Here is a 26040-nt window from a genome sequence, read left to right as displayed (position 1 = left end):
TTCGATCCATCCAGATTTTTCTTGCAACAAGAATTTTGGGAGAGGGACACGCCATGAAGCCTCGCACCATTCACCGCCCCACGCCGCGCCTGCTCGCGGTCGCGCTCGCCAGCTGCGTCCTCGCACTGGGCGCACCGGCCTTCGCGCAAAGCACGTCCGCCACGTTGCGGGGTGCCGCCACGGCATCCACGCGCGTCACCGCCACCAACACCGCCACCGGCCTGTCGCGCAGCGTGCAGGCCGGCGCCGACGGCAACTACATCCTCGCCGGCCTGCCGCCGGGCGTGTACCGCGTGGATGTCGAAGGCGGGCAGTCGCGCACCGTGACGTTGTCGGTCGGTCAGAACGTCACGCTGAACGTCGCGGGCGGCCCGGCGCAGCTGCAATCGGTCGAAGTGGTCGGCGCCGTGCAGGAAACGCGCACGTCGGAAGTCGCGACCTACGTGACGCCGAAGAAGATCGAATCGCTGCCGCAGTCCAGCCGCAACTTCCTGTCGTTCGCCGACACCGTCCCGGGCGTGATCTTCGACACCGGCAACGACGACTCCACCAAGCTGCGCAGCGGCGCGCAGAACTCCAACGGCGTCAACGTCTTCATCGACGGCGTGGGCCAGAAGAACTACGTGCTCAAGGGCGGCATCAGCGGCCAGGATTCCAGCCGCGGCAACCCGTTCCCGCAGCTGGCGGTGGGCGAGTACAAGGTCATCACGTCCAACTACAAGGCCGAGTACGACCAGATCAGCAGCGCCGCGGTGACCGCGGTGACGAAGTCGGGCACCAACGACTTCGGCGGCTCGGTGTTCTGGGATCGCACGTCGGACTTCTGGCGCTCGATGACGCCCGCCGAGGAACGCGCGGGCGTGGAAGCCAACACGCACACCGAGCAGTACGGCATGTCCGTCGGCGGCCCGATCCTCAAGGACCGCCTGTTCTACTTCGTCACCTACGAAGGCAAGAGCATCGACAGCCCGCGCACGATCACGCCGGGCCAGATGTACGGCGGCTTCGCGCTGCCGGCCAACCTGCAGCAGTTCACCGGGCCGCTGTCCTCGCCGTTCGACGAAGACCTGTGGTTCGGCAAGCTGACGTGGCAACCCGACGGCGACAACCTCGTGGAGTTGTCGCTCAAGCAGCGCAACGAAACCGAGATCACCGGCATCGGCGGCCAGGACACGTTCGACTACGGCACGTCCAAGCAGAACGACAGCACGCGCGTCGACCTGCGCTGGCAGTACAACCAGGAGCAGTGGCTCAACGACGCGCACATCACGTTCGAGAACGAGCAGTGGAGCCCGCGCGCCACGACCATCGGTCCCGGCTTCCGCTTCACCGGCACCACCGGCGATCCCTTCCAGGGCGCCGTGCTCAACGTGGGCGGCGGCCGCGACTTCCAGGACAAGGGCCAGAAGGGCTGGTCGCTGCAGGACGACTTCTCGTACTTCGGCTTCGAAGGCCACACGATGAAGGCGGGCTTCAAGTACAAGACCATCGACATCAACGCGTTCGAGCAGCAGCCCTACAACCCGCAGTACTCGGTGGACCTGCCGGAGCAGATCTTCCTCGGCAACAACAGCTTCGGGACCTACGTGCCGTGGCGCGTGCAGTTCGGCGCGCAGGTGCCGGGCTCGCCGAGCCGCGACATCACCACCAAGGCCAAGCAGTTCGGCATCTACTTCCAGGACGACTGGCAGGTCACCGAGAAGCTGATGCTCAACCTCGGCCTGCGCTGGGACTACGAGCGCAGCCCCGGCTACGAAAACTACGTGACGCCGCCCAACCTCGTGGCTGCGTTGCGCGCGTGGCCCAACATCCATGGGCCCAACGTGGACTACAACATCGAGAACTACATCAGCGACGGCAACAACCGCGACGCCTTCACCGGCGCGTGGCAGCCGCGCCTGGGCTTCTCGTACGACCTGTTCGCCGACGAACGCCACGTGATCTTCGGCGGCGCGGGCCGCACCTACGATCGCAACCTGTGGGATTACCTCGCGCTCGAGCAATCCAAGAGCACGTTCCCGACCTACGAACTGCGCTTCAACACGCCAACGCATCCGTGCAACCCGGCCACCGACGCGCAGTGCTTCACGTTCAACAGCAGCTTCTACGATCCGAACACGCTGTACGGCATCGTCGCGGCCACGCCCAACCTGGGCGCGGAAGTGAACCTGATCAACAACGACCTCAAGACGCCGTACTCCGACCAGTTCAGCCTGGGCATGCGCAATTCGTTCGGCGTGTGGGGCCAGGAATGGCAGCTGTCGACGACGTACGTGCACATCGTCAGCAAGGACGGCATCGTCTTCTCGCTGGGCAACCGCTGGCCCGATGGCAGCTTCCGCAATCCCGCGGTACCAGGTGCGACGTGGGGCAACCAGCCCTTCGGCTTCCCGATCCCGGGCTTCGGCACGCTGATCAAGGCCGACAACGGCATCGAGACGAAGCTCAACCAGTTCCTCGTGTCGCTGGAGAAGACCTACACCACCGATTCGCCGTGGAGCATCACCTTCGCCTACACCTACAGCGATTCGAAGGAGAACCGCTTCAACGCCGCGAACTCGGACGAGCATTACCTGTTCGACTATCCCAGCCTCGACAACCAGCCGTTCCTGATGTCGGTGGGCGTGCCGAAGAACCGCCTGGTGGTCAGCGGCTTCATGGACACCATCTGGGACATGACGTTCTCCGGCAAGCTCACCGTGTCCAGCCCGTATCCGAAGGATTCGGTGAACTGCCACGACACCACCAGCTTCAACAACTGCTTCTTCGATGAGTTCGTGCCCGATGGCACGTACGGCTTCAAGCAGCTCGACCTCGCGCTGCGGAAGTCCTTCGACACGCAGACCAGCTTCACCCCGTGGGTGCGCGTGGACGTGCTGAACGTGTTCGACTGGCACAACTGGACGGACTACGACACCTGGCGCGGCGGTCCGGTCCCGGACTTCAACCCGACCTTCGGCGACCAGAACGGCTACAACATCCAGGGCCCGCCGCGCACGTTCAAGCTCTCGGTCGGCTTCGACTTCTGATGGCGATGCATCCCCCACGCATTGCCCTCGGAACGTTCCTCGCGGTCGCGATGCTGGCGGGGTGCAAGGCCCCGCCGGCGGAGCAGAAGCCACCTGCGCAGCCTCCCGCTGCGCCGGCGACGGTCGCGACGGCGCATGACATCAACACCGTGCCGCCGCTCGTCGACGACCTGCAACACCGCACGTTCAATTATTTCTGGGAGCGCACCAACGCGAAGAACGGCCTGGTGCCGGATCGCTGGCCGACGCCGTCGTTCTCCAGCATCGCGGCCGTCGGCTTCGGCCTCACCGCGTATGGGGTGGGCGTGGAGCGCGGGTGGATCACGCGCGACCAGGCGGTGGATCGCACGCTCGCCACGCTGCGGTTCTTCGACACCGCGCCGCAGGGCCCCGACGCGCGCGGCATGACCGGCTACAAGGGCTTCTACTACCACTTCATCGACATGGAGCACGGTGCGCGCTTCGAGACGACGGAGCTGTCCACCGTCGACACGACGCTGCTGATGGGCGGCGTGCTGTTCGCGCAGACGTACTACGACGGCAAGGACCCGCGCGAAACCGAAATCCGCGCGCTCGCCGACAAGCTGTATCGCAAGGTCGAATGGCCGTGGGCGCAGGCGCGCAAGCCGCGCATCTCGATGGGCTGGACGCCGGAGAAGGGCTTCATCGCCTACGACTGGAACGGCTACAACGAGGCGATCCTCGTCTACCTCCTCGCGCTGGGCTCGCCCACGCATCCGGTAGGCAAGGACGCGTACGACGCGTGGACGTCGACCTACGACAAGACGTGGGGCACCGTGCAGGGGCAGGAACACCTGTCGTTCCCGCCGCTGTTCGGCCACCAGTATTCGCACGTGTGGGTCGACTTCCGCGGCATCCAGGATGCCTACATGGCCAGGCGCGGCATCGATTACTTCGAGAACAGCCGTCGCGCGGCGTTGTCGCAGCAGGCCTACGCGGTCGCCAATCCCGCGGGCTGGGACGGCTACGGGAAAGACGTGTGGGGCCTGACGGCCTCCGATGGCCCGATCGACGCGACCATCTCCTTCAAGGGCAAGCCGCGCCTGTTCCAGACCTACACCGCGCGCGGCACCGGCACCGAGTACACGATCGACGACGGCACGATCGCGCCGACGGCGGCCGCGGCGTCGATGCCGTTCGTGCCCGAGCAATCGATCGCGGCGATCCAGGCGATGCACGATCGTTACGGCAAGGCGATCTACGCGCAGTACGGGTTCCTCGATTCCTTCAATCCGAGCTTCACGTTCACCGACGCGAAACTGCACCACGGCCAGCTCGTGCCCGGCACCGGGTGGGTCGATGGCGATTACCTCGGCATCGACCAGGGCCCGATCGTGCTGATGATCGAAAACCATCGCAGCGATTTCGTGTGGTCGGTGATGCGGCGCAATCCCTACATCCGCAAAGGCCTGGAACGCGCGGGCTTCACCGGCGGCTGGCTCGACGGAGCGCAGTGAACACCGGCTTGCGCGCGTGGGCGCTGGCGTGCGTCGCGGCGCTCGCGTGCGTCGCGGGTTGCGCGCGGCATTCGGAAGCGCAGGGCGGCACCGTCGTGCGCTTCTGGGCGATGGGCTACGAAGGCGAAGTCGTTGCGCAGCTGCTGCCCGAGTTCGAACGCACGCATCCCGGGATCAAGGTGCGGTTGCAGCAGCAACCCTGGACCGCCGCGCACGAGAAGCTGCTGACGGCGTTCGCGGGCAATGCGTTGCCGGACGTCGTACCGTTGGGCAACACGTGGATCCCGGAGTTCGCCGCGCTCGGCGCGCTCGAGCCGCTCGACGCGCGCCTCAAGGCGACGCCGGCCGTGGACGTCGCCGATTATTTCGAAGGCGCGTGGGATTCCGGCGTCATCGATGGCCGGACGTACGCGGTGCCGTGGTACGTCGAAACGCGCGTGCCGTATTACCGGCGCGATTTGCTCGCGAAGGCCGGCGTGACCGCGCCGCCGAAGGACTGGACGACCTGGCGCGCCTCGATGGTGGCGCTGAAGCGCGCCGCGGGCGCGGACAAGTACGCGGTGCTGCTGCCGCTCAACGAATTCGAACCGCTGCTCAACCTCGCCGTGCAGCAACCCGAACCGCTGCTGCGCGACGGCGGCCGCTTCGGCAATTTCCGCAGCGCCAGCTACAAGCGCACGCTGGCGTTCTACAAGAGCCTGTTCGACGAAGACCTGGCACCGCGCGTGGACAACACGCGCATCTCCAACGTGTGGGACGAATTCGGCAAGGGCTACTTCAGCTACTACATCAGCGGCCCCTGGAACATCGCCGAGTTCCGCAAGCGCCTGCCGCCGGCGCTGGCGGACGACTGGATGACGATGCCGTTGCCGGGCCCGGACGGGCCGGGCGCGTCGATCGCCGGCGGCACCAGCTTCGTGATCTTCAAGTCCGCGCGGAACAAGGACGCGGCGTGGCAACTGATCGCGTGGTTGTCCGAGCCCGCGCAGCAGGTGCGCATCCATGCGCTCACCGGCGATTTGCCGCCGCGCCGTTCGCCGTGGCAGACGCCGGCGCTCGCGAACGATCCGTATGCGCGCGCGTTCCGCGACCAGCTCGAACGCGCCGTGCCCGCGCCGAAAGTGCCGGAGTGGGAACGCATCGCCACCGAGATCCGCCTCGTCGGCGAACAAGTGGCCAACGACAAGATGAGCGTCGACGTCGCCGCCGCGGAAATGGATCGCCGCGCCGATGCCATCCTCGAGAAGCGCCGCTGGATGCTCGACCACCACACGCTGCCGGGCGCCGCGCCATGAAGCCATCGCTCGCCGGCTGGGCCTTCGCTGCACCCGCGTTGACGGTGATCGCGTTGTTCTTCGTGCTGCCGGTCATCGCCGCGCTGGGCCTGAGCGTCACCGACTTCGACATCTACGCGCTCGCCGACCAGCGCAACCTGCGCTTCGTCGGGCTCGACAACTACATCAAGCTGCTCGGCAACCCGCTGTTCTGGAAGGCGCTGGGCAACACGCTGTACTTCGTCGTCGCGGGCGTGCCGCTGTCGATCTTCGTGTCGCTGGCCGCGGCGTTGCTGCTGCACTCGAAGCTCGCGCGCTTCAAGCCCGTGTTCCGCACCGCGTTGTTCGCGCCGGTGGTGACGACGGTGGTGGCGGTCGCGGTGATCTGGCGGTATCTGTTCCACACGCGGTACGGCGCGGCGAACTGGGGCCTGTCGCTGGTCGGCATCGATCCGGTCGACTGGTTCGGCGATCCGCGATGGGCGATGCCGTCGATCATCCTGTTCGCCGTGTGGAAGAACTTCGGCTACAACATGATCATCTTCCTCGCGGGATTGCAGGCGATCCCCGAAGACCTGTACGAAGCCGCGCGCATCGACGGCGCGTCGTGGTGGCGGCAACTGGTGCACGTCACGCTGCCGATGCTCGGGCCGGTGTTGCTGCTGGTGGGCATCCTCACGATGGCGGGCTATTTCCAGTTGTTCGCCGAGCCTTACGTGATGACGCAGGGCGGCCCGCTGCAGAGCACCGTCAGCGTGCTGTACCTGATGTACGAAGAAGGCTTCAAGTGGTGGAACCTGGGCAACGCGTCGGCGGTGGCGTTCCTGCTGTTCCTGCTGATGACGGCGACCACGAGCGGGTTGTTGTGGTTCGCGCGCAGGCGGGGGGCGGAATGATCGACGTGCAGGGCAACGAACGTTCGAAGCGCATGCTCGCCGCGGCGACCGTCAACGGCCTGCTGTTCGCGCTCGCCGTGCTGGCCGTCGCGCCGCTGGCGTGGATGCTCGCGGTGTCCTTCATGCAACCGGGCGAGGCGAGCCACTTCCCGCCGCCGTGGTGGCCGTCGTCGCCCACGCTGCACAACTATCGCGAACTGTTCCTGCGCGCGGGCATGGGCCGTTACCTGGTCAACAGCGCGCTGATCGCCACGGGCGTCACGCTGGTGTCGGTGCTGCTCAACACGCTGGCGGGCTATGCCTTCGCGAAGCTGAAGTTCCGCGGGCGCGAACAGACGTTCCGCGCCTTGCTTGGCGCGCTGGTGATCCCGGGGCAGGTGGCGATGATGCCGCTGTTCCTGCTGCTCAAGCAGATGGGGCTGGTGAACACGTACGCCGGCGCGATGGTGCCGGGGCTCGCGGGGATCTTCGGCATCTTCCTCGTGCGCCAGTACGCGCGCTCGCTGCCGGATGAATTGCTGGAAGCGGCGCGCATCGACGGCGCGGGCGAGCTGCGCATCTTCTTCCAGGTGGTGTTGCCCGCGTTGCGACCGATCCTGGTGACGCTCGCTATCTTCGCCTTCCTCGGCGCATGGAACGATTTCATGTGGCCCCTGATCGTGCTCGGCGACCAGGACCTGCAGACGCTGCCTGTCGCGCTGGCGTCGCTCTCGCGCGAACACGTGCAGGACAACGAACTGATGATGGCGGGTTCCGTCGTGACCATCCTGCCGGTGCTCTTGTTGTTCCTCGTGCTCCAGCGGTATTACATGCAGGGTCTGCTGGTCGGGAGCGTCAAGGGATGAGACGGTGGTTCGTGGCGGGATGCGTGCTGGGGTTGGCGGCCTGCGGCGGCCCGAAGGGCGCGCGCGCACTGGACGATTTCTCCGACCTGCGCGCGTGGAAGGTGATCCAGTCCGACCAGGTGACCGGCACCCTGCGCAAGGTCGATGGGCCCGACGGTGCGGCGCTGTGCCTGGATTACGACTTCCACGGCGTGGCCGGGTACGTCGGCCTGCAGCGCGACCTGCCGCTGGACTATCCGGCCAACTACGCGTTCGACGTCAAGGTGCGCGGCACGGGCGCGCGCAACGATTTCCAGTTCAAGCTCGTCGATGCGAGCGGCGACAACGTGTGGTGGTCGGTGAAGCCGAAGTTCGAGCTGCCCGACGACTGGACGCCGCTGCAGTACCGCAAGCGCGACATCGCGAAGGCGTGGGGCCCGTCGCCGAAGACCGCGCTGGAGCACAGCGCGAAACTCGAGTTCACCCTGGCCAGCGGCGACGGCGGACGCGGCGCGGTGTGCTTCGACACGCTCACGTTCACGCCATTGCCGCCACCGCCGAGCGGCCCGCTGACGGGCACGCTGTCGCCCGGCGCGGAGGGATGGACGCTGGACCTGGGCACGCAGCGCGAACTCGGCGGCGCGATCCTGCGCTGGAACCGCGACGCGTTCGCGCGCGACTACACCGTGTCGGCCTCCGAAGACGGCAGCGCGTGGCGCGTGTTGCGCGAGGTGCATGGCGCCGACGGCGGCGAGGATTCCCTCGCGCTGCCGGAAACCGACGCACGCTACCTGCGCGTGAAGCCGGCGACCCCGGCCACGCTCGAAGCGATCGATGCGCAACCGCTGGCCTTCGGCGCGACGCCGAACGATTTCGTCAAGGCCGTCGCCGCGCGTGCGCCGCGCGGTGCGTATCCGCGCGGCTTCGTCAACGAACAACCGTACTGGACGATCGTGGGCGTAGACGGCGGCCACGACCAGGCGCTGCTCGGCGAAGACGGTGCGATCGAACTGGGCAAGGGTGCCTTCAGCCTCGAACCGATGGTGACGACGCGCGGCCGGCGCAGCACGTGGGCCGACGTGCACGCGACGCAATCGCTGCAGGATGGTTACCTGCCGATGCCGTCGGTGCAGTGGACGCATCCGGACTACACGCTCGACATCACCGCATTCGCCGAACCGCGCGCGGGCGGCGTGGCGGCGGGCGAAGTCGCCGATGCGCGCCTCATCGCGCGCTACCGCCTGGCCAACACGACGCGCGCGCCGATGGATTACACCTTCGCCTTGCGCGTGCGCCCGTTCCAGGTGAACCCGCCGAGCCAGTTCCTCAACACCACCGGCGGCGTGAGCCCGCTGAACAAGCTGATGCTGTATCCGCAATACGTGGCCGTGGACAACGTGCCGCGCGCGGCGGTGTTCCCGAAGGCCGATCGCGTTTCGGCGACGACGTTCGATGGGCAGGGGCTGCCGTCGAAGACTGCATTCGCGGACGATCCGACGGGGCTGGCGAGCGGCGTGTTCGAGTACGACGTGCACCTCGCGCCGGGCGCGTCGGTGGAGTTCGCGTGGTCCTCGTCGCTCGAAGGCCAGCCGCCGTCGATCCTCAAGCAGGGCGAAGCCGCGACTGCGCAGGCGGCCGTGGCCGCGCAGTGGCACGACAAGCTCGATCGCGTGCGCGTCCAGGTGCCGCCACAGGGCCAGCGCATCGTCGATACCTTGCGTACCGCGCTCGGGCACATGGCGATCAGCCGCGTGGGGCCGCGCCTGCAACCGGGCACGCGCTCGTATTCGCGCGCGTGGATCCGCGACGGCGCGATGATCGGCGAAGGCCTGCTGCGCCTGGGGCGCGAAGACATCGCGAGCGAATTCCTGCGCTGGTATGCGCCGCGCCAGTTCGAGAACGGCAAGGTGCCATGCTGCGTGGACGATCGCGGCGCCGATCCCGTGCCGGAGAACGACAGCCACGGTGAGTTCGTGTTCCTGGCCGCCGAGGTGTATCGCTATACGCACGACCGCGCATTGCTGGAAACAATGTGGCCGCACGTGCAGGGCGCTGTGAAGTACATGGACGCACTGCGTGCGAGCGAACGCACGGAAGCCAACCGCGCCACCAATCCCGCGTTCTACGGCCTGATGCCGGCCTCGATCAGCCACGAAGGCTATTCGGCCAAGCCGATGCATTCGTACTGGGACGATTTCTGGGCGCTGCGCGGTTACAAGGATGCGGTCCAGATCGCGCAGTGGCTCGGGCACGATGCCGACGCAAAGCGCTTCGCGGCCTCGCGCGACCAGTTCGCCGGCGACCTGCGCGATTCGCTGAAGCTGGCGATGGCGCGCAAGAACATCAACTTCCTCCCGGGTTCGGCCGAACTCGGCGACTTCGACGCCACCTCGACCACCATCGCGCTCGCCCCCGGCGGCGAACAGGCCAACCTCCCGCAGGACGCGTTGCTCGCCACGTTCGAGCGCTACTGGACCGAGTTCGAACAGCGCCGCACCAACACGCGCGCATGGAAGGACTACACCCCGTACGAACTCCGCACCATCGGCACCTTCGTCCGCCTGGGCTGGCGCGACCGCGCGCATTCCGCGCTGGACTTCTTCTTCAAGGACCAGCAACCGCGCGCCTGGAACCAATGGGCGGAAGTCGTCTCGCGCACCCCGCGCAAACCCTTCTTCCTCGGCGACCTCCCGCACGCCTGGGTCGCCTCCGACTACGTGCGCTCCGCCCTGGACCTGTTCGCGTATTCGCGCGAATCCGACGACGCCCTGGTCATCGCCGCAGGCATTCCCGCCGACTGGATGACAGGGCAGGGCATCGCCGTCGAAGGCCTCCGCACTCCGGGCGGCCCCCTCAAGTATTCGTTGCGTGCAGATGCAAACCGCCTGCATCTGGAAATTGGCAACGGCCTCACACCACCGAGTGGCGGCATGGTCTTCCCGTGGCCATTCAAAGGCACACCGGGCACGACCACGATCGACGGCAAACCCGCGCAATGGCACAGCCAGGAATTGCGGATCACCCACGTACCGGCCACGGTTGAAATCGTGCGATAGCGCAGCCTGCGAAAGCAGGGATCCATGGGCTTCTTTGCAAACGCCCGCTTGAGGTGCAGTTGCGCGTCGCCCGAACCCGCGGCGGTGTAAGAATTTCTCGCCGACGTGGCGGCGAAAATTCTCACACCACCACAGGTTGGGGCATCACCTTTCGCGCGATTTCGATCAAGGCGCCGACCTTTGCATGAGGTCGCAGGCGTGCGTGTAACGCACGCACACCCCAATCACTTCTTTCGCGGCAATCAAAAGCTGCGACCGCTTCGCGGCAAAAAAATTGAGGGTTTCCTGGCCGCCGCCCCCGCGTTCCTTCAAGGGCTCTTGCTCGTCGCGAAAGAATTGATTGGGTTGCGCGTGCGTTACCACGCACGCCAGCGAACCTGGGAAAAGGTCGGCCCCTTGATCGAAAAGGCTCGAATGGTGATGCCCCAGCCCGTGGTGGGGTGAGAATTTTCGCCGCCACGTCGGCGAGAAATTCTTACCACGCCGCGGGTTCGGGCGACGCGGTCTTCACCCCGAGCGGGCTTCTGCAGCGACCCATGGATCCCCGCGTTCGCGGGGATGACAGCAAAAGCAGGATCCCTGCTTCCGCAGCGACGAAAACCTCAAGGCAACGCGTCGCCCAGGCTCTCCCCATGCGTCGCAATCACGCGCGAGTAGTACTTCGCACTGTCCTTGGGCGTCCGCTCCTGCGTCCCGTAGTTCACATGCACGATCCCGAAGCGCTTCGAATACCCCAGCGACCACTCCAGGTTGTCGAGCAACGACCACACCATGTACCCCCGGATATCGCACCCCTGGTCGATCGCAGACCGGATCGCCTTCAGATGCTTCTGCAGGTAATCCATCCGCAACGGATCCCGGATGCGTCCACCCTCGGCGACCGGCGGATCGAAGAACGCCGCCCCGTTCTCCGTGATGTACGTCGGAACGTTGCCGTAGCGATCCTTCGACCACACCAGCAAATCGATCAGCCCCTGCGGAAACACCTCCCAGCCGGTCTCCGTATAAGTGCCCAACGGCTGCCGCACCGCGCCCGCCTTCAGCGGATAACTGTCGTTGGCCTGCGTCACGCTGCGCGTGTAGTAATTGATGCCGATGAAATCCAGCTTCTGCTTGATGAGCGCGTAATCCGCATCGGCCCACTCCGGCCACGCATCGCCGAAGATCTCGTTCTTCAGTTCCGGCGGATAGCGGCCCAGCAACGCCGCATCCAGGTACTGCTCGTTCATGTACGCATGCGCCCGCTTCACCGCCGCCGCGTCTTCCGGCGAATCGCTGGCCGGATACTTCGGCTCGATGTTCACCACCAGCCCGATCTCGTGCTTGCCGATCTCGCGGTACGCCTTCACCGCCGCGCCATGCGCGCGCATCAGGTTGTGCGTGGCGATCGGCGTCTCGTACTTGCTCTTGTGGCCCGGCGCGAGCGCGCCATGCAGGTAACCGCCGTCGGTGACGACCCACGGTTCGTTGAGGGTGACCCACTTCTTCACCCGCCCGTCGAGCGCGCGATACAGCACGCTGCCGTATTCGGCGAACCAGTCGGCGATGTCGCGGTTCAACCAGCCGCCGCGGTCGTCCAGCGCCGCCGGCAGGTCCCAGTGGTACAGCGTGAGCAGCGGCTCGATGTCGTTGGCCAGCAGTTCGTCGACCAGGCGCGAATAGAAATCCACGCCGGCCTGGTTCACGCGCCCCGTGCCCTCGGGCAGGATGCGCGACCACGACACGCTGAAGCGGTAGGCCTTCAGGCCCAGCGACTTCATCAGCGCCACGTCGGATTTCCAGCGGTGGTAGTGGTCGCAGGCCACGTCGCCGGTGTCGCCGTTGACGGTCATCCCCGGCGTGTGCGCGAAGCGCGTCCAGATGCTGGGACCGGCGCCGTCGGCGAGCGGGGAGCCCTCGATCTGGTGCGCGGCGGTGGCGGCGCCCCAGAGGAAGCCCTCGGGGAACACGAAAGGCGATTGCGACGTGGGCATCGTGGACGGCCTCCTGCCGGCATGGTCGTGTAAACGGTTACATGGCAGGATAGCCCCACGTCGCGTCCAATGCACAGCGACGCACACCAGAAGGACGCGGATGGCCCAGGTCTCGCTCGAGCAGGTCCGGAAGGTCTACCCCGCGGCGAAGGGCACCCAGCCCCACGTCGCGGTCGCGGGCGCCACCTTCGATGTCGCCGACGGCGAACTGCTGGTCCTCGTCGGACCCTCCGGCTGCGGCAAGTCCACGCTCCTGCGGATGATCGCGGGCCTGGAATCGATCACCTCCGGCACGCTGCGCATCGGCGACCGCGTGGTCAACGACGTGGCGCCGAAGGATCGCGACATCGCGATGGTCTTCCAGAACTACGCGCTGTACCCGCACATGGACGTCGCGGGGAACCTCGGGTTCGGGTTGAAGCTGCGCGGTGCGTCGAAGGACGAAATCGCGCGCCGCGTCGGCGAGGCCGCGAAGACGCTGGAACTCGACGCGCTGCTGGCGCGCAAGCCCGGCGCCCTGTCCGGCGGCCAGCGCCAGCGCGTCGCGCTCGGGCGGGCGCTGGTGCGCGATCCGCAGGTGTTCCTGCTCGACGAACCCCTGTCCAACCTCGACGCCAAGCTGCGCACCGGCATGCGCGTGGAGATCGCGCGGCTGCACCGGCAGCTGGGCGCGACGATGGTCTACGTCACCCACGACCAGGTCGAAGCCATGACGCTGGGCCAGCGCATCGTGGTGCTGAAGGATGGCCACGTGCAGCAGATCGATACACCGATGGCGCTCTACGAGCGGCCGGCGAACCTGTTCGTCGCGACGTTCCTCGGCAGCCCCGCGATGAACGTGCTGCGCGGGCGCGTGGTGCGGGCCGACGGCCTGTCGCTGGACATGGGCGAAGGCGTGCGCGTGCCGCTGGGCGAGGGCGCGGTGCCGGAGGCCTGGATCGACCGCGACATCGCGATCGGCGTGCGGCCGGAACACCTGGTGCCGGCGCCGGCGGGCGGGGTCTCGCCCGTGGTCGAGATGGTCGAGGCGCTGGGCAACGAGACGCTGGTGAACCTGCGGCTCGGCGCGCAGGCGCTGGTGGCGCGCGTGGCGCCGCATGCCGCGCCGAGCGTGGGAAGCGCGATGCCGCTGGCCCTGGCGGCGGGGCAGTGGCATGCGTTCGATGCGGGGTCGGGGGGAGCGGTTGCCGGCCTAGGTGGGTTCGCAGCGATCGGGGCGTCCCCACCCTTGCCCTCCCCGCGGGGCGGGGAGGGAAATTCGTGACTTCGCCTATGGCGAAGACGAGTTGTCTATACTCGCGTGCGGTGGCTTTCACCTTGCCGACCGTCGCTTGTCGAATCAACGACTTGTCGGCGATTTCAAAGCCAATTTCTCATACACGCGTTGCGAGCCCCGGCCGCATCGCAGGGGCCGAACGACCGTCGCATGCGCCTGTCCACGATCAAGCTCTCCGGTTTCAAATCCTTCGTCGATCCGACCACGCTCCACCTGCCGACCAACATGACCGGCGTGGTGGGCCCGAACGGGTGCGGCAAGTCGAACATCATCGACGCCGTGCGCTGGGTCATGGGCGAAAGCTCCGCGAGCCGCTTGCGCGGTGATTCGCTCACCGACGTGATCTTCTCCGGCAGCAGCGCGCGCAAGCCCGTGTCGCAGGCCACGGTGGAGCTGATCTTCGACAACAGCGACCACACGATCACCGGCGAGTACGCCGCGTTCAACGAAATCTCGGTCAAGCGCACCGTCAGCCGCGACGGCGTGAGCACCTATTCGCTCAACGGGACCAAGTGCCGCCGCCGCGACATTACGGACCTCTTCCTCGGCACCGGCCTCGGCCCGCGCAGCTACTCGATCATCGAGCAGGGGATGATCAGCCAGATCATCGAAGCGCGTCCCGAAGACCTGCGCGTGTACCTGGAGGAAGCCGCCGGCATCTCCAAGTACAAGGAACGCCGCAAGGAAACCGAAACGCGCATCCGCCACACGCGCGAAAACCTCGACCGCCTCAACGACCTGCGCGAAGAAGTCGGCAAGCAGCTCGAACACCTGCGCCGCCAGGCGCGCCAGGCCGAGCAGTACCAGTCGATCCAGGCCGAGCGCCGCATCAAGGACGCCGAGTGGAAGGCGCTGGAATACCGCGGCCTCGACGCGCGCGTGCAGTCGCTGAAGGAAAAGCTGGACCACGAGGAAACCCGCCTGCAGCAGCTGATCGCCGAGCAGCGTGAGGCCGAGAAGAACATCGAGACCGACCGCGTCCGCCGCGAAGAAGCGAGCGAAGCGCTGAACAAGGCGCAGGCGCAGGTCTACCAGGTGGGCGGCACGCTGGCCCGCATCGAACAGCAGATCGCGCACCAGCGCGAAATGGCGCAGCGCCTGCACAAGGCGCGCGACGAAGCACAGACCGCGCTGGCCGAACTGGGCTCGCACATCAGCGGCGACGAAGCGCGCCTGGCCTCGCTGCGCGACGCCATCGCCACCGCCGAACCCGAACTCGAGCGCCTGCGCACCGACGACACCACGCGCCAGGACGCCCTGCGCGATGCCGAAGCCGCGCTGGCCGACTGGCAGCAGCGCTGGGACGCGCACACCAAGGCGTCGTCCGAAGCCGCGCGCGCCGGCGACGTCGAACGCACGCGCATCGAACACCTCGACCGCCAGACGCTCGACGCCGATCGCCGCCGCGAACAGCTCACGGCCGAGCGCACGGGCCTGGACCTGTCCGCGTTGTCCGAAGCCTTCGCCGGCGTGCAGTCGCAGCACGACGCGCAGAAGGCCTCGCTCGAAGGCCTCACCGCGCAGGTCGAAGAACGCAAGGCCGGCGTCACCGCGTTGCAGGACCAGCAGCGCGCGGCGCAGACCGAAATCGCCGACGTGCGCAAGAACGCACAGGCTTCGCGCGGTCGCCTGTCCTCGCTCGAAGCGCTGCAGCACGCCGCGCTCGGCCAGGAACAGGGCGCCGCCACCGCGTGGCTGAAAGCGCGCGGCCTCGACAGCGCCGCCCGCGTGGGCGAAACGCTGCAAGTCGAATCGGGCTGGGAAAACGCCGTTGAAGGCGCGCTCGGCCAGTTGATCGAAGGCGTGCTGGTCGAAGCGCCGGAAGCGCTGGTCGATGCGCTCGGCGATCTCGGCGAAGGCCGATTGACCCTGGTCGACCCGACCAACGAAGACTTCACCGTCGCACCGACGTCGCTCGCCGCGAAGGTCCGTGGCCCCGCCGCGATCCGCCGCATCCTCGCCAAGTTGCACGGTGCCGATACGCTCGCCGAAGCGCGCGCTTTGCTGCCGGGCCTGGGCGATGGCGAATCGGTGATCACGCGCGCGGGCGAACGCCTCGGCGCCGGCTGGGTGCGCGTGGTGCGTTCCGGCGCGGCCAAGCAGGGCGCGTTGCTGCGCGAGAAGGAAATCCAGGCGCTGCGCGCGGAGATCGAATCGCTGCAGCAGCGCGAGCAGGTCCTCAACGACACGCTCACGCGCCTGCGCGACCAGGCCCTCGCCGCCGAACAGCAGCGCGAAGACGCACAGCGCGCGTTGTACCTCGCGCACCGCGGCGTGTCCGAACTCGCCGGCCAGTTGCAGAGCCAGCAGGGCAAGCTGGAATCGGCGAAGGCCCGCATCGCGCGCATCGACGCCGACCTCGAACAACTCGTCGCCACGCTCGACGCCAGCCGCGAACAGGCCCGCGAAGCGCGCGGCAAGCAGGAAGATGCCGTCGGCCGCATGGCCGAACTCGAACAGGCCCGCCAGGCGCTCGACGCCGACCGCCGCCGGTTCGTCGAAGCCCGCGACGCCGCCCGCAACGCCGCCCGCGAATCGCGCGACACCGCGCATGCGCTCGCGCTCACGGTGGAATCGCAACGTGCGCAGATCGTCGCGCTCGCGCAATCGCTGGAACGCATGGGCGGCCAGCGCGGCCAGCTCGAATCGCGCCTCGGCGAAGTCGCCTCGCAGCTCACCGACGGCGACGCCCCGGTCAGCGCGCTGGAAGCCGAACGCCAGTCCGCGCTCGAAGAACGCGTGCGCACCGAAAAGGCCTTGTCCGAAGCGCGCTCGACGCTGGAAGGCATCGACGGCGAACTGCGCGGCTACGAACAGACGCGCCACCAGCGCGACGAACAGGCCATCTCGCAGCGCGAGAAGATCTCGCAGCGCAAGCTCGACCAGCAGGCGCTGGTGATCAAGGCCGACCAGTTGTCGGCGGCCGTGATCGAAGCCGGCTTCGTGCTCGACGAGGTGATCGCCACGCTCACCCCCGACGCCGACGTGGCGCTGTGGGAAAAGGCCGTCACCGATTTCGACGCCAAGCTGCGCCGCCTGGAACCGGTCAACCTCGCCGCGATCCAGGAACACGCCGAAGCCGCGCAGCGCAAGGAATACCTCGACGCGCAGGACGCCGACCTCACCACCGCGCTCGACACGCTGGAAGACGCGATCCGCAAGATCGACCGCGAAACGCGCGGCCGTTTCAAGGACACGTTCGACCGCGTGAATTCCGGCGTGCAGGAGCTGTATCCGCGCCTGTTCGGCGGCGGGCATGCGTACCTGGAACTCACCGGCGAAGACCTGCTCGACACCGGCGTGGCGATCATGGCGCGCCCGCCCGGCAAGCGCGTGTCGAACATCTCGCTGCTCTCCGGCGGCGAGAAGGCGATGACCGCGGTGGCGCTGGTGTTCGCGATCTTCCGCCTCAACCCGGCCCCGTTCTGCCTGCTGGACGAGGTGGACGCGCCGCTCGACGAAGCCAACGTCGGGCGCTTCACCGCGATGGTCAGCGAGATGAGCGAGCAGGTACAGTTCCTGTTCGTGACCCACAACAAGGCGACGATGGAAGCCGCGCAGCAGCTGTCGGGCGTGACGATGCGCGAACCGGGCGTGAGCCGCCTGGTCTCCGTCGACCTCGCCGAAGCCGCGCGCCTGGCGGGCGCCGCTTAAGAACGAAGGAGCGAAGCGATGGATTCGACCGTGCTGCGCGTTGGCATTGCGATTGCGGGCGTGCTGCTGCTCGCCGCGATCTATTTCTTCGGCCGCCCGCGCAAGCCGGGGCAGGGCCGTCGCGTCGCCGATCCGGTCGCGCGCGCCGAACCCGGCGAACGCATCGAGCCCACGCTCGGCGCGCAGCTGGAACAGGAGCTCGCGGGCGAGGGCACCACGCAATCCGAGTTCGACCTGGCCAGCGATGCGCCGTCCAACGACCTCGGCCGCCGCGACGACGCCTCGTTCGAAAAGATCGTCACGCTGTACGTCGCCGCGCGCGCGGGCAACGTGCTGCGCGGCAGCGACATCGTGGTCGCCGCCGAGAAGGCCGGCCTCACCTACGGCCACATGCAGATCTTCCATCGCCTGGTCGAAGGCCACCCGGAACGCGGCCCCGTGTTCTCGGTCGCCAGCATCAAGAAGCCGGGCAGCTTCGACATGGCCACCATCCAGGAACTGGAAACGCCCGCCATCGCGTTCTTCCTCACGCTGCCCGCGCCGATGACCGCGCTGGATGCCTGGGAAAAGATGCTGCCCACCGCGCAGCGCATGGCCGAGCTGCTCGACGGCGTGGTGCTCGACGAATCGCGCAACGCGCTCGGCCGCCAGCGCGTCGCGCACATCCGCGACGAACTGCGCGCGTACGACCGCCAGCACGAAGCGCCCCCGCTGACCAAACCCGCGCGCTGGTAAATCCGTGGCGACCAAAGCCCCCGGTCCCGTCGCCACCCGCGTCGACGAACTGCGCCGCCTGCTCGACGACGCCAACTACCGCTACTACGTCCTCGACGATCCGCAGCTGACGGACGCCGACTACGACAAGCTGCTGCGCGAACTCGAAGCGCTGGAGCAGGACCACCCGGAACTCGCCGATGCCAGTTCGCCCACCGCGCGCGTGGGCAATGCGCCGTCGGGCAAGTTCGCCGAGGTGAAGCACGCGGTGCCGATGCTGTCGCTCGCCAATGCGTTCGAAGACGGCGAGGTCGAAGAATTCGTCGCGCGCATCGTCAAGGAAACCGGCGACGCCGATCCCGCGTTCTCCGTCGAACCCAAGCTCGATGGCCTGGCGATCAGCCTGCGCTACGAACACGGTGTGTTCGTGCGCGGCGCCACGCGCGGCGACGGTGCCACGGGCGAAGACGTCACCGCCAACCTGCGCACCGTGCGCAGCGTGCCGCTCAAGCTGCGCGGCAAGGCGCCGCCGGTGCTGGAAGTGCGCGGCGAAGTCTTCATGCCCAAGGCCGCCTTCGAAAAGTACAACGCCTGGGCGCTGGAACACGGCGAGAAGACGCTGGCCAATCCGCGCAACGGCGCAGCCGGTTCGCTGCGCCAGCTCGATCCGCGCATCACCGCGCAGCGACCGCTGGCGTTCTACGCCTACGCGCTCGGCGAAGTGGACGGTGCGACGCTGCCGCCCGCGCATTCGCAGACGCTCGCGTGGTTGCGCGAACTCGGATTGCCCGTCAGCGCCGAAGTCGACACCGCACGCGGCGCCGCGGGCCTGCTGGCGTATTACCGCCGCATCGGCGACAAGCGCAACGCGCTGCCGTACGACATCGACGGCGTGGTCTACAAGCTCGATCGCTACGACCAGCAACGCGCGATGGGCTTCGTCTCGCGCGCGCCGCGCTGGGCCATCGCGCACAAGTACCCGGCGCAGGAACAGGCGACGACGGTCGAGTCGATCGAAGTCAACGTGGGCCGCACGGGCGCGGTGACGCCGTGGGTGCTGATGGCGCCGGTGCAGGTGGGCGGCGTGACCGTCACGCGCGCGACGCTGCACAACGCCGACCAGATCGCGCGCCTCGACGTGCGCGTGGGCGACACCGTGATCATCCGCCGCGCGGGCGACGTGATCCCGGAGGTGGTGCGCGTGATCGAGGACAAGCGCCCGGTCGATGCGAAGGGACATCCGAAACACGCCGCCTACGAACTGCCCACCGCGTGCCCCGTGTGCGGCTCGGCGGTCGAGCGCGAAGAGGGCGAGGTCGTCGCACGCTGCACCGGCGGCCTGTTCTGCCCGGCGCAGCGCGTGCAGGCGCTGTTCCATTTCGCCTCGCGTCGCGCGATGGACATCGACGGGCTGGGTGAACGCTTCATCACGGCACTGGTCGAGTTCGACATGGTGCGGACGGTGGCGGACCTGTACACGCTGGACGTCGATGCGTTCGTGCAGATGAAGCAGCAGGCCGACGCCCTCGCCGACGCCGTCCCCGAAACGGTGAAGGCCGGCAAGGTCGCCACCAAGTGGGCGGAGAACCTCGTCGCTGCGATCGACGCCAGCCGCACCACCACGCTCGAACGCGTGTTGTTCGCGCTCGGCATCCGCGACGTGGGCGAAAGCACGGCGCGCACGCTGGCGCGGCACTTCGGCGCGCTCGATCCGCTGATGGCCGCCGACGAAGAGACCTTGCGCCAGGTGCCGGACATCGGCCCGGTCGTCGCCGCGCGCATCGCGCATTTCTTCGCGCAGCCGCACAACCGCGAAGTCATCGCGGCCTTGCAGAAGAACGGCGTGCACTGGCCGGAAGGCGCACCGCAACGCAGCGCCGATGGTCCGCTCGCGGGCAAGACGGTGGTGCTGACCGGTGGCCTGGAAGCGATGTCGCGCGACGAAGCGGGCGCGAAACTCGAAGCGCTGGGCGCCAAGGTGTCCGGCAGCGTGTCGAAGAAGACCAGCTTCGTCGTTGCCGGCGAAGCGGCCGGCAGCAAGCTGGCGAAGGCGCAAGAACTCGGCGTGGACGTCTGGGACGAAGCGCGCCTGCTGGCGTATCTCGCGGACCCGAAATGATCGCCTCTGCCGCGCGGCATCCCGATGCGCTGCGCCTGCGGGCGCAACTCAACGCCGCGGTGCGTGCGTTCTTCGCGAAGCGCAACGTGCTGGAAGTCGAAACGCCCGTGCTGTCGCGCGCGGGCAATACCGATCCGAACATCGCCTCGTTCTCGCTCGACTTCTCCGGCCGCACCGACGGCGCGCCGCGCACGCGCTGGCTGCGCACGTCGCCGGAATATCCGCTCAAGCGCCTGCTCGCCGAAGGCGTGGGCGATTGCTACGAACTGGGTCGCGTGTTCCGCGACGGCGAAGCGGGCGGGCGCCACAACCCCGAATTCACGATGCTGGAGTGGTACCGCGTCGGTCGCGACCATCGCTGGCTCGCGCGCGAAACGGCGGACCTGGTGCAACACGCGCTCGCGTTGGTCGGGCGCCACGCGCGCGTCGTCGAAACCGCGTATCGCGACCTGTACATCGAACACCTGCGCGTCGATCCGTTCACCGCCAGCGATGACGCATTGCGCAACGCGCTCGGCGACATCGCGATCGATCCCGCGGGCCTGGTGCGCGACGACTGGCTCGACCTGCTCGCCACGCATCGCCTGCAACCCGCGTTCCCGGACGACCAGTTGCTGATCGTCCACGACTATCCGGCGTCGCAATGCGCGCTGGCGCGCATCCGGCCCGGCGATCCGCCGGTCGCCGAACGCTTCGAGGTGTACCTGGGCCCGCTTGAGGTGGCCAACGGCTACCACGAGCTGCGCGACCCCGTGGAGCAACGCGAACGCTTCGAACGCGATCGCGCCGTGCGCGCCGGGCGCGGCCAGCCCGCGCCCCCGCCGGACGAAGCGCTCCTCGCCGCGCTGGCGGGCCTGCCCGCGTGCGCGGGCGTGGCGCTGGGCATCGACCGCCTGCTCATGGCCATGCTGGGCACCGGGCGGATCGCGGACGTGCTGGCGTTCGATTTCGCGCGGGCGTGACGCGGCATGGCCCAACGTCGCACTTGACCGCGCATTCAGCGATCCCGGAAAGTGCGCTCACGAACCGCAGGAACAGACCGATGCGTCCGCTCGCCACAGGTTTCCTGCTTGCTTGCACCACGGGCATCGCGCCCGTCGATGCAATGCCGACGGATCCCCCGGCCGCCGAAGAACAGCAGTACCGCGCCGCCGAGCCGTATCCCGGCAACGACAGCGGCACGATCCGCTGCGAATCGCCGCGCGGGCGCGAACGCACCTGCGAAGCCGATACGCGCGGTGGCGCGCGCCTGACGAAACAGCTGTCGCGCAGCCCGTGCGTCGAAGGCAAGTCCTGGGGCGTCCGTCCGAACGGGATCTGGGTCAACGCCGGATGCCGCGCCGATTTCGCGCTGGGCGAGGGCGGCCCCGCGCCGACCGGTCCAATCATGGTGCGGTGCGAATCCAACGGCGGCGGTCGTCGCCACTGCCCCGCGTCCACGATGGCGGGCGTGCAGCTGGTGCGGCAGTTGTCGCGGTCGCCGTGCATCCGGCACAGCACGTGGAGCTTCGATCGCAACAGCATCTGGGTGGCGCAGGGCTGTCGCGCGGACTTCCAGGTCGGCGTCGGCGCCCCCACCGAAGCGCTGGGCCCGCAGAAGCTGCGGTGCGAATCCGACCGCGGCCGCGAACGCCGCTGCGATGTCGGCGTGTGGAAGGGCGCGCAACTCACGCGCCAACTGTCGAAGACCCCGTGCGTGCAGGGCCAGAGCTGGGGCTGGGACGTGCGCGGCGTGTGGGTGAGCCGCGGTTGCCGCGCGGAGTTCACCGTCTGGTGACGGCGTAAACTTCGTGCCATGGACGACATCGATTACGCCCGCTACGACCGCATCCGCCCGATCCGCTGGACCGGCGATACGCTCGAGCTCCTCGACCAGCGCAAGCTGCCCTTCGCCACCGAATACCTCACCTGCACGACGAGCGACGAAGTCGCGTCCGCCATCCACGCACTCGCCGTGCGCGGCGCGCCGGCCATCGGCATCGCCGCCGCATGGGGCGTCGTGTTGGCCGAACGCGCGATCGATGCCACGGATGCCATCGACGCCGCCGCGAAACTCGAACCCGCCCTGCAACGCCTCAACGCCGCGCGTCCCACCGCGGTCAACCTCGCCTGGGCGCTCGGGCGCATGCGCGCCGCGCTCGCACGCGCGGGCCACGACTGGCGCGACGCGCTCGAACGCGAAGCCGCGGCCATCGACACCGAAGACCTCGCCGCCAACCGCCGCATGGGCGCGCTCGGCGCATCGCTGATCGAACCGGGCAGCGGCGTGCTCACGCATTGCAACACCGGCTCGCTCGCAACGGCGGGTTTCGGCACCGCGCTCGGCGTGATCCGCGCGGGCGTAGCGCAAGGCCGCATCGACAAGGTGTTCGCGGGCGAGACGCGCCCGTGGCTGCAGGGCGCGCGCCTGACGGTGTGGGAACTGCAGCAGGACGGCATCGACGCCACGCTGATCGCCGACTCCGCCGCCTCGCACCTGATGAAGGGCGGCAAGGTGCAGTGGGTGGTCGTGGGCGCGGATCGCATCTGCGCCAACGGCGACACCGCGAACAAGATCGGCACGTATCAACTGGCGATCGCCGCGCGCCACCACGGCGTCGGGTTCATGGTGGTCGCGCCGTCCTCGACGGTCGACATGGCCACCGCGAGCGGCGACCTCATCGAGATCGAGGAACGCGACGCGGCCGAACTCCACAGCGTCGGCGGCAGCCGCACCGTGGCCGAAGGCATCGATGCCTGGAATCCCGTTTTCGACGTCACGCCGCACGACCTGATCGACGCGATCGTGACCGAGCGGGGCGTGATCCGCCGGCCCGATGCGGCCTCGATGCGGGCCGCGTTCGGGGGCTGATCCACGGGGCTTTCCCGCGGCATTGCGCGGGGCCGCATGAAGCACCCGTAAGCTATTGTTTCTGGCCGGGAAAAACAGGGTTTCACGACCCTGTTCCATGGTAGAATCCCGCGCGTTGCAACCCACCCTTCGAGCGCTTCGCGGAAGTCCCTTCCGCAGCCGGCGCTCGGCCACCAGCACGGAACCCGAATGGCAGAACTCGCCAAGGAAATCATCCCGGTCAACCTCGAAGACGAGATGCGCCGCAGCTACCTCGATTACGCCATGAGCGTGATCGTGGGGCGCGCGCTCCCGGACGTCCGGGATGGCCTGAAGCCGGTCCACCGCCGCGTGCTGTTCGCGATGCACGAGCTCGGCGCGCACAGCAACAAGCCGTACTACAAGTCGGCGCGCATCGTCGGCGACGTCATCGGTAAATACCACCCGCACGGCGACACCGCGGTGTACGACACGCTGGTGCGCATGGCGCAGCCGTTCTCGCTGCGCTACATGCTGGTGGACGGGCAGGGCAACTTCGGTTCGATCGACGGCGACTCCGCCGCGGCCATGCGTTACACCGAGGCGCGCATGTCGCGCCTGGCGCACGAGCTGATGGCGGACATCGACAAGGAAACCGTCGACTTCCAGCCCAACTACGACGAGAAGGAACTCGAACCCACGGTCATGCCGACGCGGGTGCCCAACCTGCTGATCAACGGCTCGGCCGGCATCGCGGTGGGCATGGCCACCAACCTGCCGCCGCACAACCTCAACGAAGTGGTCGACGCCACGATCGCGCTGATCGACGATCCGGCGATCGATGTCGACGGCCTGATGCAGCACATCCCCGGCCCGGACTTCCCGACCGCGGGCATCATCAACGGCACCGCCGGCATCCAGCTCGCCTACCGCACCGGCCGCGGTCGCGTGCGCATGCGCGCGCGCGCCGAGATCGAAGTCAACGAGGACACGGGCCGCGAAGCCATCGCGGTGTCCGAGATCCCGTACATGGTCAACAAGGCGCGGCTGATCGAGAAGATCGCCGAGCTGGTGAAAGAGAAGCGCCTGGAAGGCATCAGCGAGCTGCGCGACGAGTCCGACAAGGACGGCATGCGCATCTTCATCGAGGTCAAGCGCGGCGAGTCGGCGGAAGTCGTCCTCAACAACCTGTACGCGCAGACGCAGATGGAGTCGGTGTTCGCCATCAACATGGTGGCGCTGGTCGACGGCCGCCCGCAGCTGCTCAACCTCAAGCAGATCCTCGAAGCGTTCGTGCGCCACCGCCGCGAAGTGGTCACGCGCCGCACGATCTTCGAACTGCGCAAGGCCCGCGCCCGCGCCCACGTGCTGGAAGGCCTCACCGTCGCGCTGGCCAACATCGACGAGATGATCGAGCTGATCAAGACGTCGGCCAATCCCGTCGAAGCGAAGGACCGCATGCTCGCCCGTCGCTGGGAACCGGGCCTGGTCGGCGCGCTGCTCGCCGCCGCCGGCGCCGATGCCTCGCGTCCTGACGACCTGCCCGACGGCGTGGGCCTGCTCACCGACGGCTACCAGCTCACGGAAATCCAGGCGCAGCAGATCCTCGAGATGCGCCTGCACCGCCTCACGGGCCTGGAGCAGGACAAGCTCACCGACGAATACAAGCAGCTGCTCGAGACTATCCAGGGCCTGATCCGCATCCTGGAAAACCCCGACGTGCTGATGGACGTCATCCGCACGGAACTGCGCAACGTCAAGGAAGAATTCGGCGATGCGCGCCGCAGCGAGATCCGCGCCAGCGAAGAAGACCTCGACATCCTCGACCTCATCGCGCCGGAAGACGTGGTGGTCACGCTGTCGCATTCGGGTTACGCCAAGCGCCAGCCGGCCAGCGCGTACCGCGCGCAGCGTCGCGGCGGCCGCGGCCGCAACGCGGCGATGACGAAGGACGAAGACTTCATCGACCAGCTGTGGCTGGTGAACACGCACGACACGCTGCTCACCTTCACCAGCGCCGGCCGCGTGTTCTGGCTGCCCGTGTACCAGTTGCCCGACGCCGGCCCGAATGCCCGCGGCCGCCCGATCGTCAACTGGATCCCGCTGGAACCGGGCGAGCAGGTGCAGGCCGTGTTGCCGGTGCGCGAGTATCGCGACGACCGCTACGTGCTGTTCGCCACCCGCGACGGCACGGTCAAGAAGACGCCGCTTACCGAGTTCGCGTTCAAGCTGCAGCGCGGCAAGATCGCGATCAACCTGGAAGACGGCGACGCGCTGATCGGCGTCGCGCTGACCGACGGCGATCGCGACGTGATGCTGTTCGCCTCCAACGGCAAGGCCGTGCGCTTCGCCGAAGGCGAGGTCCGCTCGATGGGCCGCACCGCCACCGGCGTGCGCGGCATGCGCCTGGCCGAAGGCGAGCAGGTGCGCAGCCTGATCGTGGTCGAAGGCGACGGCGACATCCTCACCGCCAGCGAGCGCGGGTTCGGCAAGCGCACGCCGGTCGCCGACTACCCGCGCAAGGGCCGCGGCACGCAGGGCGTCATCGCGCTGCAGACCACCGCGCGCAACGGCAAGCTCGTGGGCGCCATCCAGCTCAGCGACCACCACGAGGTGCTGCTGATCTCGGACGGCGGCACGCTGGTGCGCACCCGTGCGGCGGAGATCTCGCAGGTCGGCCGCAACACGCAGGGCGTCACACTCATCCGCCTGGCGGCGGACGAAACCCTGCAGGCCGTCGAACGCGTCGATGCGTCGCTGGACGACGAGGCGGGCGTGGTGGACAGTGACACCCTAAACGTCGGCCAAACGGGCGACGATGGCGTGTCCGGTGAGGGTGGCGAGGTGCGTATTCCGGAGTGATCTCGGGGCGCACGCGCCAAGGACCCGACGACGCCGCCTCCGGGCGGCGTTGTCGCATGCGGCAAGCAGTGCGACG

Annotated in this window: 16 protein-coding genes; 15 read left to right on the top strand and 1 reads right to left on the bottom strand. The window is 67.9% G+C overall.

Features of this window, described 5'->3' with window-relative positions:
• Positions 1–53: 53 nt before the first annotated feature.
• The 7 genes from LYSCAS_RS15465 to LYSCAS_RS15435 all read left to right on the top strand — a co-directional run bounded on the left by LYSCAS_RS15465 (position 54) and on the right by LYSCAS_RS15435 (position 11001).
• Positions 54–3029, top strand: a complete 2976-nt coding sequence (locus LYSCAS_RS15465; protein WP_213434934.1) for a TonB-dependent receptor — start codon at positions 54–56, stop codon at positions 3027–3029.
• Positions 3029–4507 (top strand): glucoamylase family protein, encoded by a 1479-nt coding sequence (locus tag LYSCAS_RS15460; RefSeq protein ID WP_407075149.1) that lies wholly within the window; start codon positions 3029–3031, stop codon positions 4505–4507. The genes LYSCAS_RS15465 and LYSCAS_RS15460 overlap by 1 nt, the downstream gene beginning before the upstream one ends.
• Positions 4504–5802, top strand: a complete 1299-nt coding sequence (locus LYSCAS_RS15455; protein ID WP_244858579.1) for a sugar ABC transporter substrate-binding protein — start codon at positions 4504–4506, stop codon at positions 5800–5802. Before LYSCAS_RS15460 ends, LYSCAS_RS15455 begins: the two co-directional genes overlap by 4 nt.
• Complete coding sequence (locus tag LYSCAS_RS15450) at positions 5799–6677, top strand: carbohydrate ABC transporter permease (RefSeq protein WP_213434933.1); 879 nt, start codon at positions 5799–5801, stop codon at positions 6675–6677. Before LYSCAS_RS15455 ends, LYSCAS_RS15450 begins: the two co-directional genes overlap by 4 nt.
• Before the next feature lie 32 nt (positions 6678–6709).
• On the top strand, positions 6710–7522 hold the full coding sequence (locus tag LYSCAS_RS15445; protein ID WP_213437874.1) for a carbohydrate ABC transporter permease: 813 nt from the start codon (positions 6710–6712) through the stop codon (positions 7520–7522).
• Complete coding sequence (locus LYSCAS_RS15440; RefSeq protein ID WP_213434932.1) at positions 7519–10557, top strand: discoidin domain-containing protein; 3039 nt, start codon at positions 7519–7521, stop codon at positions 10555–10557. Before LYSCAS_RS15445 ends, LYSCAS_RS15440 begins: the two co-directional genes overlap by 4 nt.
• Positions 10558–10737: 180 nt before the next feature.
• A complete protein-coding gene (locus tag LYSCAS_RS15435; RefSeq protein ID WP_213434931.1) occupies positions 10738–11001 on the top strand; it encodes a hypothetical protein in 264 nt (87 codons plus the stop codon).
• Positions 11002–11159: 158 nt separating this feature from the next.
• Here LYSCAS_RS15435 and LYSCAS_RS15430 read toward each other — a convergent pair whose 3' ends face one another.
• Positions 11160–12530, bottom strand: a complete 1371-nt coding sequence (locus LYSCAS_RS15430; RefSeq protein ID WP_213434930.1) for a GH1 family beta-glucosidase — start codon at positions 12528–12530, stop codon at positions 11160–11162.
• Between the two features lie 100 nt (positions 12531–12630).
• Here LYSCAS_RS15430 and LYSCAS_RS15425 point away from each other — a divergent pair, with 100 nt between their 5' ends.
• The 8 genes from LYSCAS_RS15425 (at position 12631) to gyrA (ending at position 25964) form a co-directional block, all read left to right on the top strand.
• On the top strand, positions 12631–13794 hold the full coding sequence (locus LYSCAS_RS15425) for an ABC transporter ATP-binding protein (protein ID WP_213434929.1): 1164 nt from the start codon (positions 12631–12633) through the stop codon (positions 13792–13794).
• A gap of 162 nt (positions 13795–13956) precedes the next feature.
• Complete coding sequence (gene smc / locus LYSCAS_RS15420) at positions 13957–17460, top strand: chromosome segregation protein SMC (RefSeq protein WP_213434928.1); 3504 nt, start codon at positions 13957–13959, stop codon at positions 17458–17460.
• Between the two features lie 18 nt (positions 17461–17478).
• Positions 17479–18195 carry a cell division protein ZipA gene (gene zipA / locus LYSCAS_RS15415; RefSeq protein ID WP_213434927.1) on the top strand — a complete coding sequence of 239 codons (717 nt, stop codon included), beginning with the start codon at positions 17479–17481 and terminating at the stop codon, positions 18193–18195.
• A gap of 4 nt (positions 18196–18199) precedes the next feature.
• Positions 18200–20293: an NAD-dependent DNA ligase LigA gene (gene ligA, locus LYSCAS_RS15410; protein ID WP_244858578.1), complete on the top strand. Its 2094-nt coding sequence runs from the start codon at positions 18200–18202 to the stop codon at positions 20291–20293.
• Positions 20290–21255 carry an EF-P lysine aminoacylase EpmA gene (gene epmA, locus LYSCAS_RS15405; protein ID WP_213434926.1) on the top strand — a complete coding sequence of 322 codons (966 nt, stop codon included), beginning with the start codon at positions 20290–20292 and terminating at the stop codon, positions 21253–21255. Before ligA ends, epmA begins: the two co-directional genes overlap by 4 nt.
• Before the next feature lie 80 nt (positions 21256–21335).
• A complete protein-coding gene (locus LYSCAS_RS15400) occupies positions 21336–22070 on the top strand; it encodes a DUF3011 domain-containing protein (protein ID WP_213434925.1) in 735 nt (244 codons plus the stop codon).
• A gap of 18 nt (positions 22071–22088) precedes the next feature.
• A complete protein-coding gene (gene mtnA, locus LYSCAS_RS15395) occupies positions 22089–23144 on the top strand; it encodes an S-methyl-5-thioribose-1-phosphate isomerase (RefSeq protein ID WP_213434924.1) in 1056 nt (351 codons plus the stop codon).
• 189 nt (positions 23145–23333) lie between these two features.
• The gene (gyrA, locus tag LYSCAS_RS15390; protein ID WP_213434923.1) at positions 23334–25964 is read left to right on the top strand and encodes a DNA gyrase subunit A; all 2631 of its coding nucleotides are present in this window, start codon (positions 23334–23336) and stop codon (positions 25962–25964) included.
• Positions 25965–26040 lie beyond the last annotated feature (76 nt).

This window comes from Noviluteimonas caseinilytica (assembly GCF_018406605.1).
GTDB classification, from domain to species: domain Bacteria; phylum Pseudomonadota; class Gammaproteobacteria; order Xanthomonadales; family Xanthomonadaceae; genus Noviluteimonas; species Noviluteimonas caseinilytica.
This window is presented reverse-complemented; position numbering and strand designations above follow the sequence as displayed.

Coding starts and splice junctions, on each gene's coding strand:
- smc (WP_213434928.1), top strand. CDS start 13,957: ATGCGCCTGTCCACGATCAAGCTCTCCGGTTTCAAATCCTTCGTCGAT.
- LYSCAS_RS15460 (WP_407075149.1), top strand. CDS start 3,029: ATGGCGATGCATCCCCCACGCATTGCCCTCGGAACGTTCCTCGCGGTC.
- LYSCAS_RS15450 (WP_213434933.1), top strand. CDS start 5,799: ATGAAGCCATCGCTCGCCGGCTGGGCCTTCGCTGCACCCGCGTTGACG.
- LYSCAS_RS15400 (WP_213434925.1), top strand. CDS start 21,336: ATGCGTCCGCTCGCCACAGGTTTCCTGCTTGCTTGCACCACGGGCATC.
- gyrA (WP_213434923.1), top strand. CDS start 23,334: ATGGCAGAACTCGCCAAGGAAATCATCCCGGTCAACCTCGAAGACGAG.
- LYSCAS_RS15425 (WP_213434929.1), top strand. CDS start 12,631: ATGGCCCAGGTCTCGCTCGAGCAGGTCCGGAAGGTCTACCCCGCGGCG.
- LYSCAS_RS15445 (WP_213437874.1), top strand. CDS start 6,710: ATGCTCGCCGCGGCGACCGTCAACGGCCTGCTGTTCGCGCTCGCCGTG.
- mtnA (WP_213434924.1), top strand. CDS start 22,089: ATGGACGACATCGATTACGCCCGCTACGACCGCATCCGCCCGATCCGC.
- zipA (WP_213434927.1), top strand. CDS start 17,479: ATGGATTCGACCGTGCTGCGCGTTGGCATTGCGATTGCGGGCGTGCTG.
- LYSCAS_RS15440 (WP_213434932.1), top strand. CDS start 7,519: ATGAGACGGTGGTTCGTGGCGGGATGCGTGCTGGGGTTGGCGGCCTGC.
- LYSCAS_RS15465 (WP_213434934.1), top strand. CDS start 54: ATGAAGCCTCGCACCATTCACCGCCCCACGCCGCGCCTGCTCGCGGTC.
- epmA (WP_213434926.1), top strand. CDS start 20,290: ATGATCGCCTCTGCCGCGCGGCATCCCGATGCGCTGCGCCTGCGGGCG.
- LYSCAS_RS15430 (WP_213434930.1), bottom strand. CDS start 12,530: ATGCCCACGTCGCAATCGCCTTTCGTGTTCCCCGAGGGCTTCCTCTGG.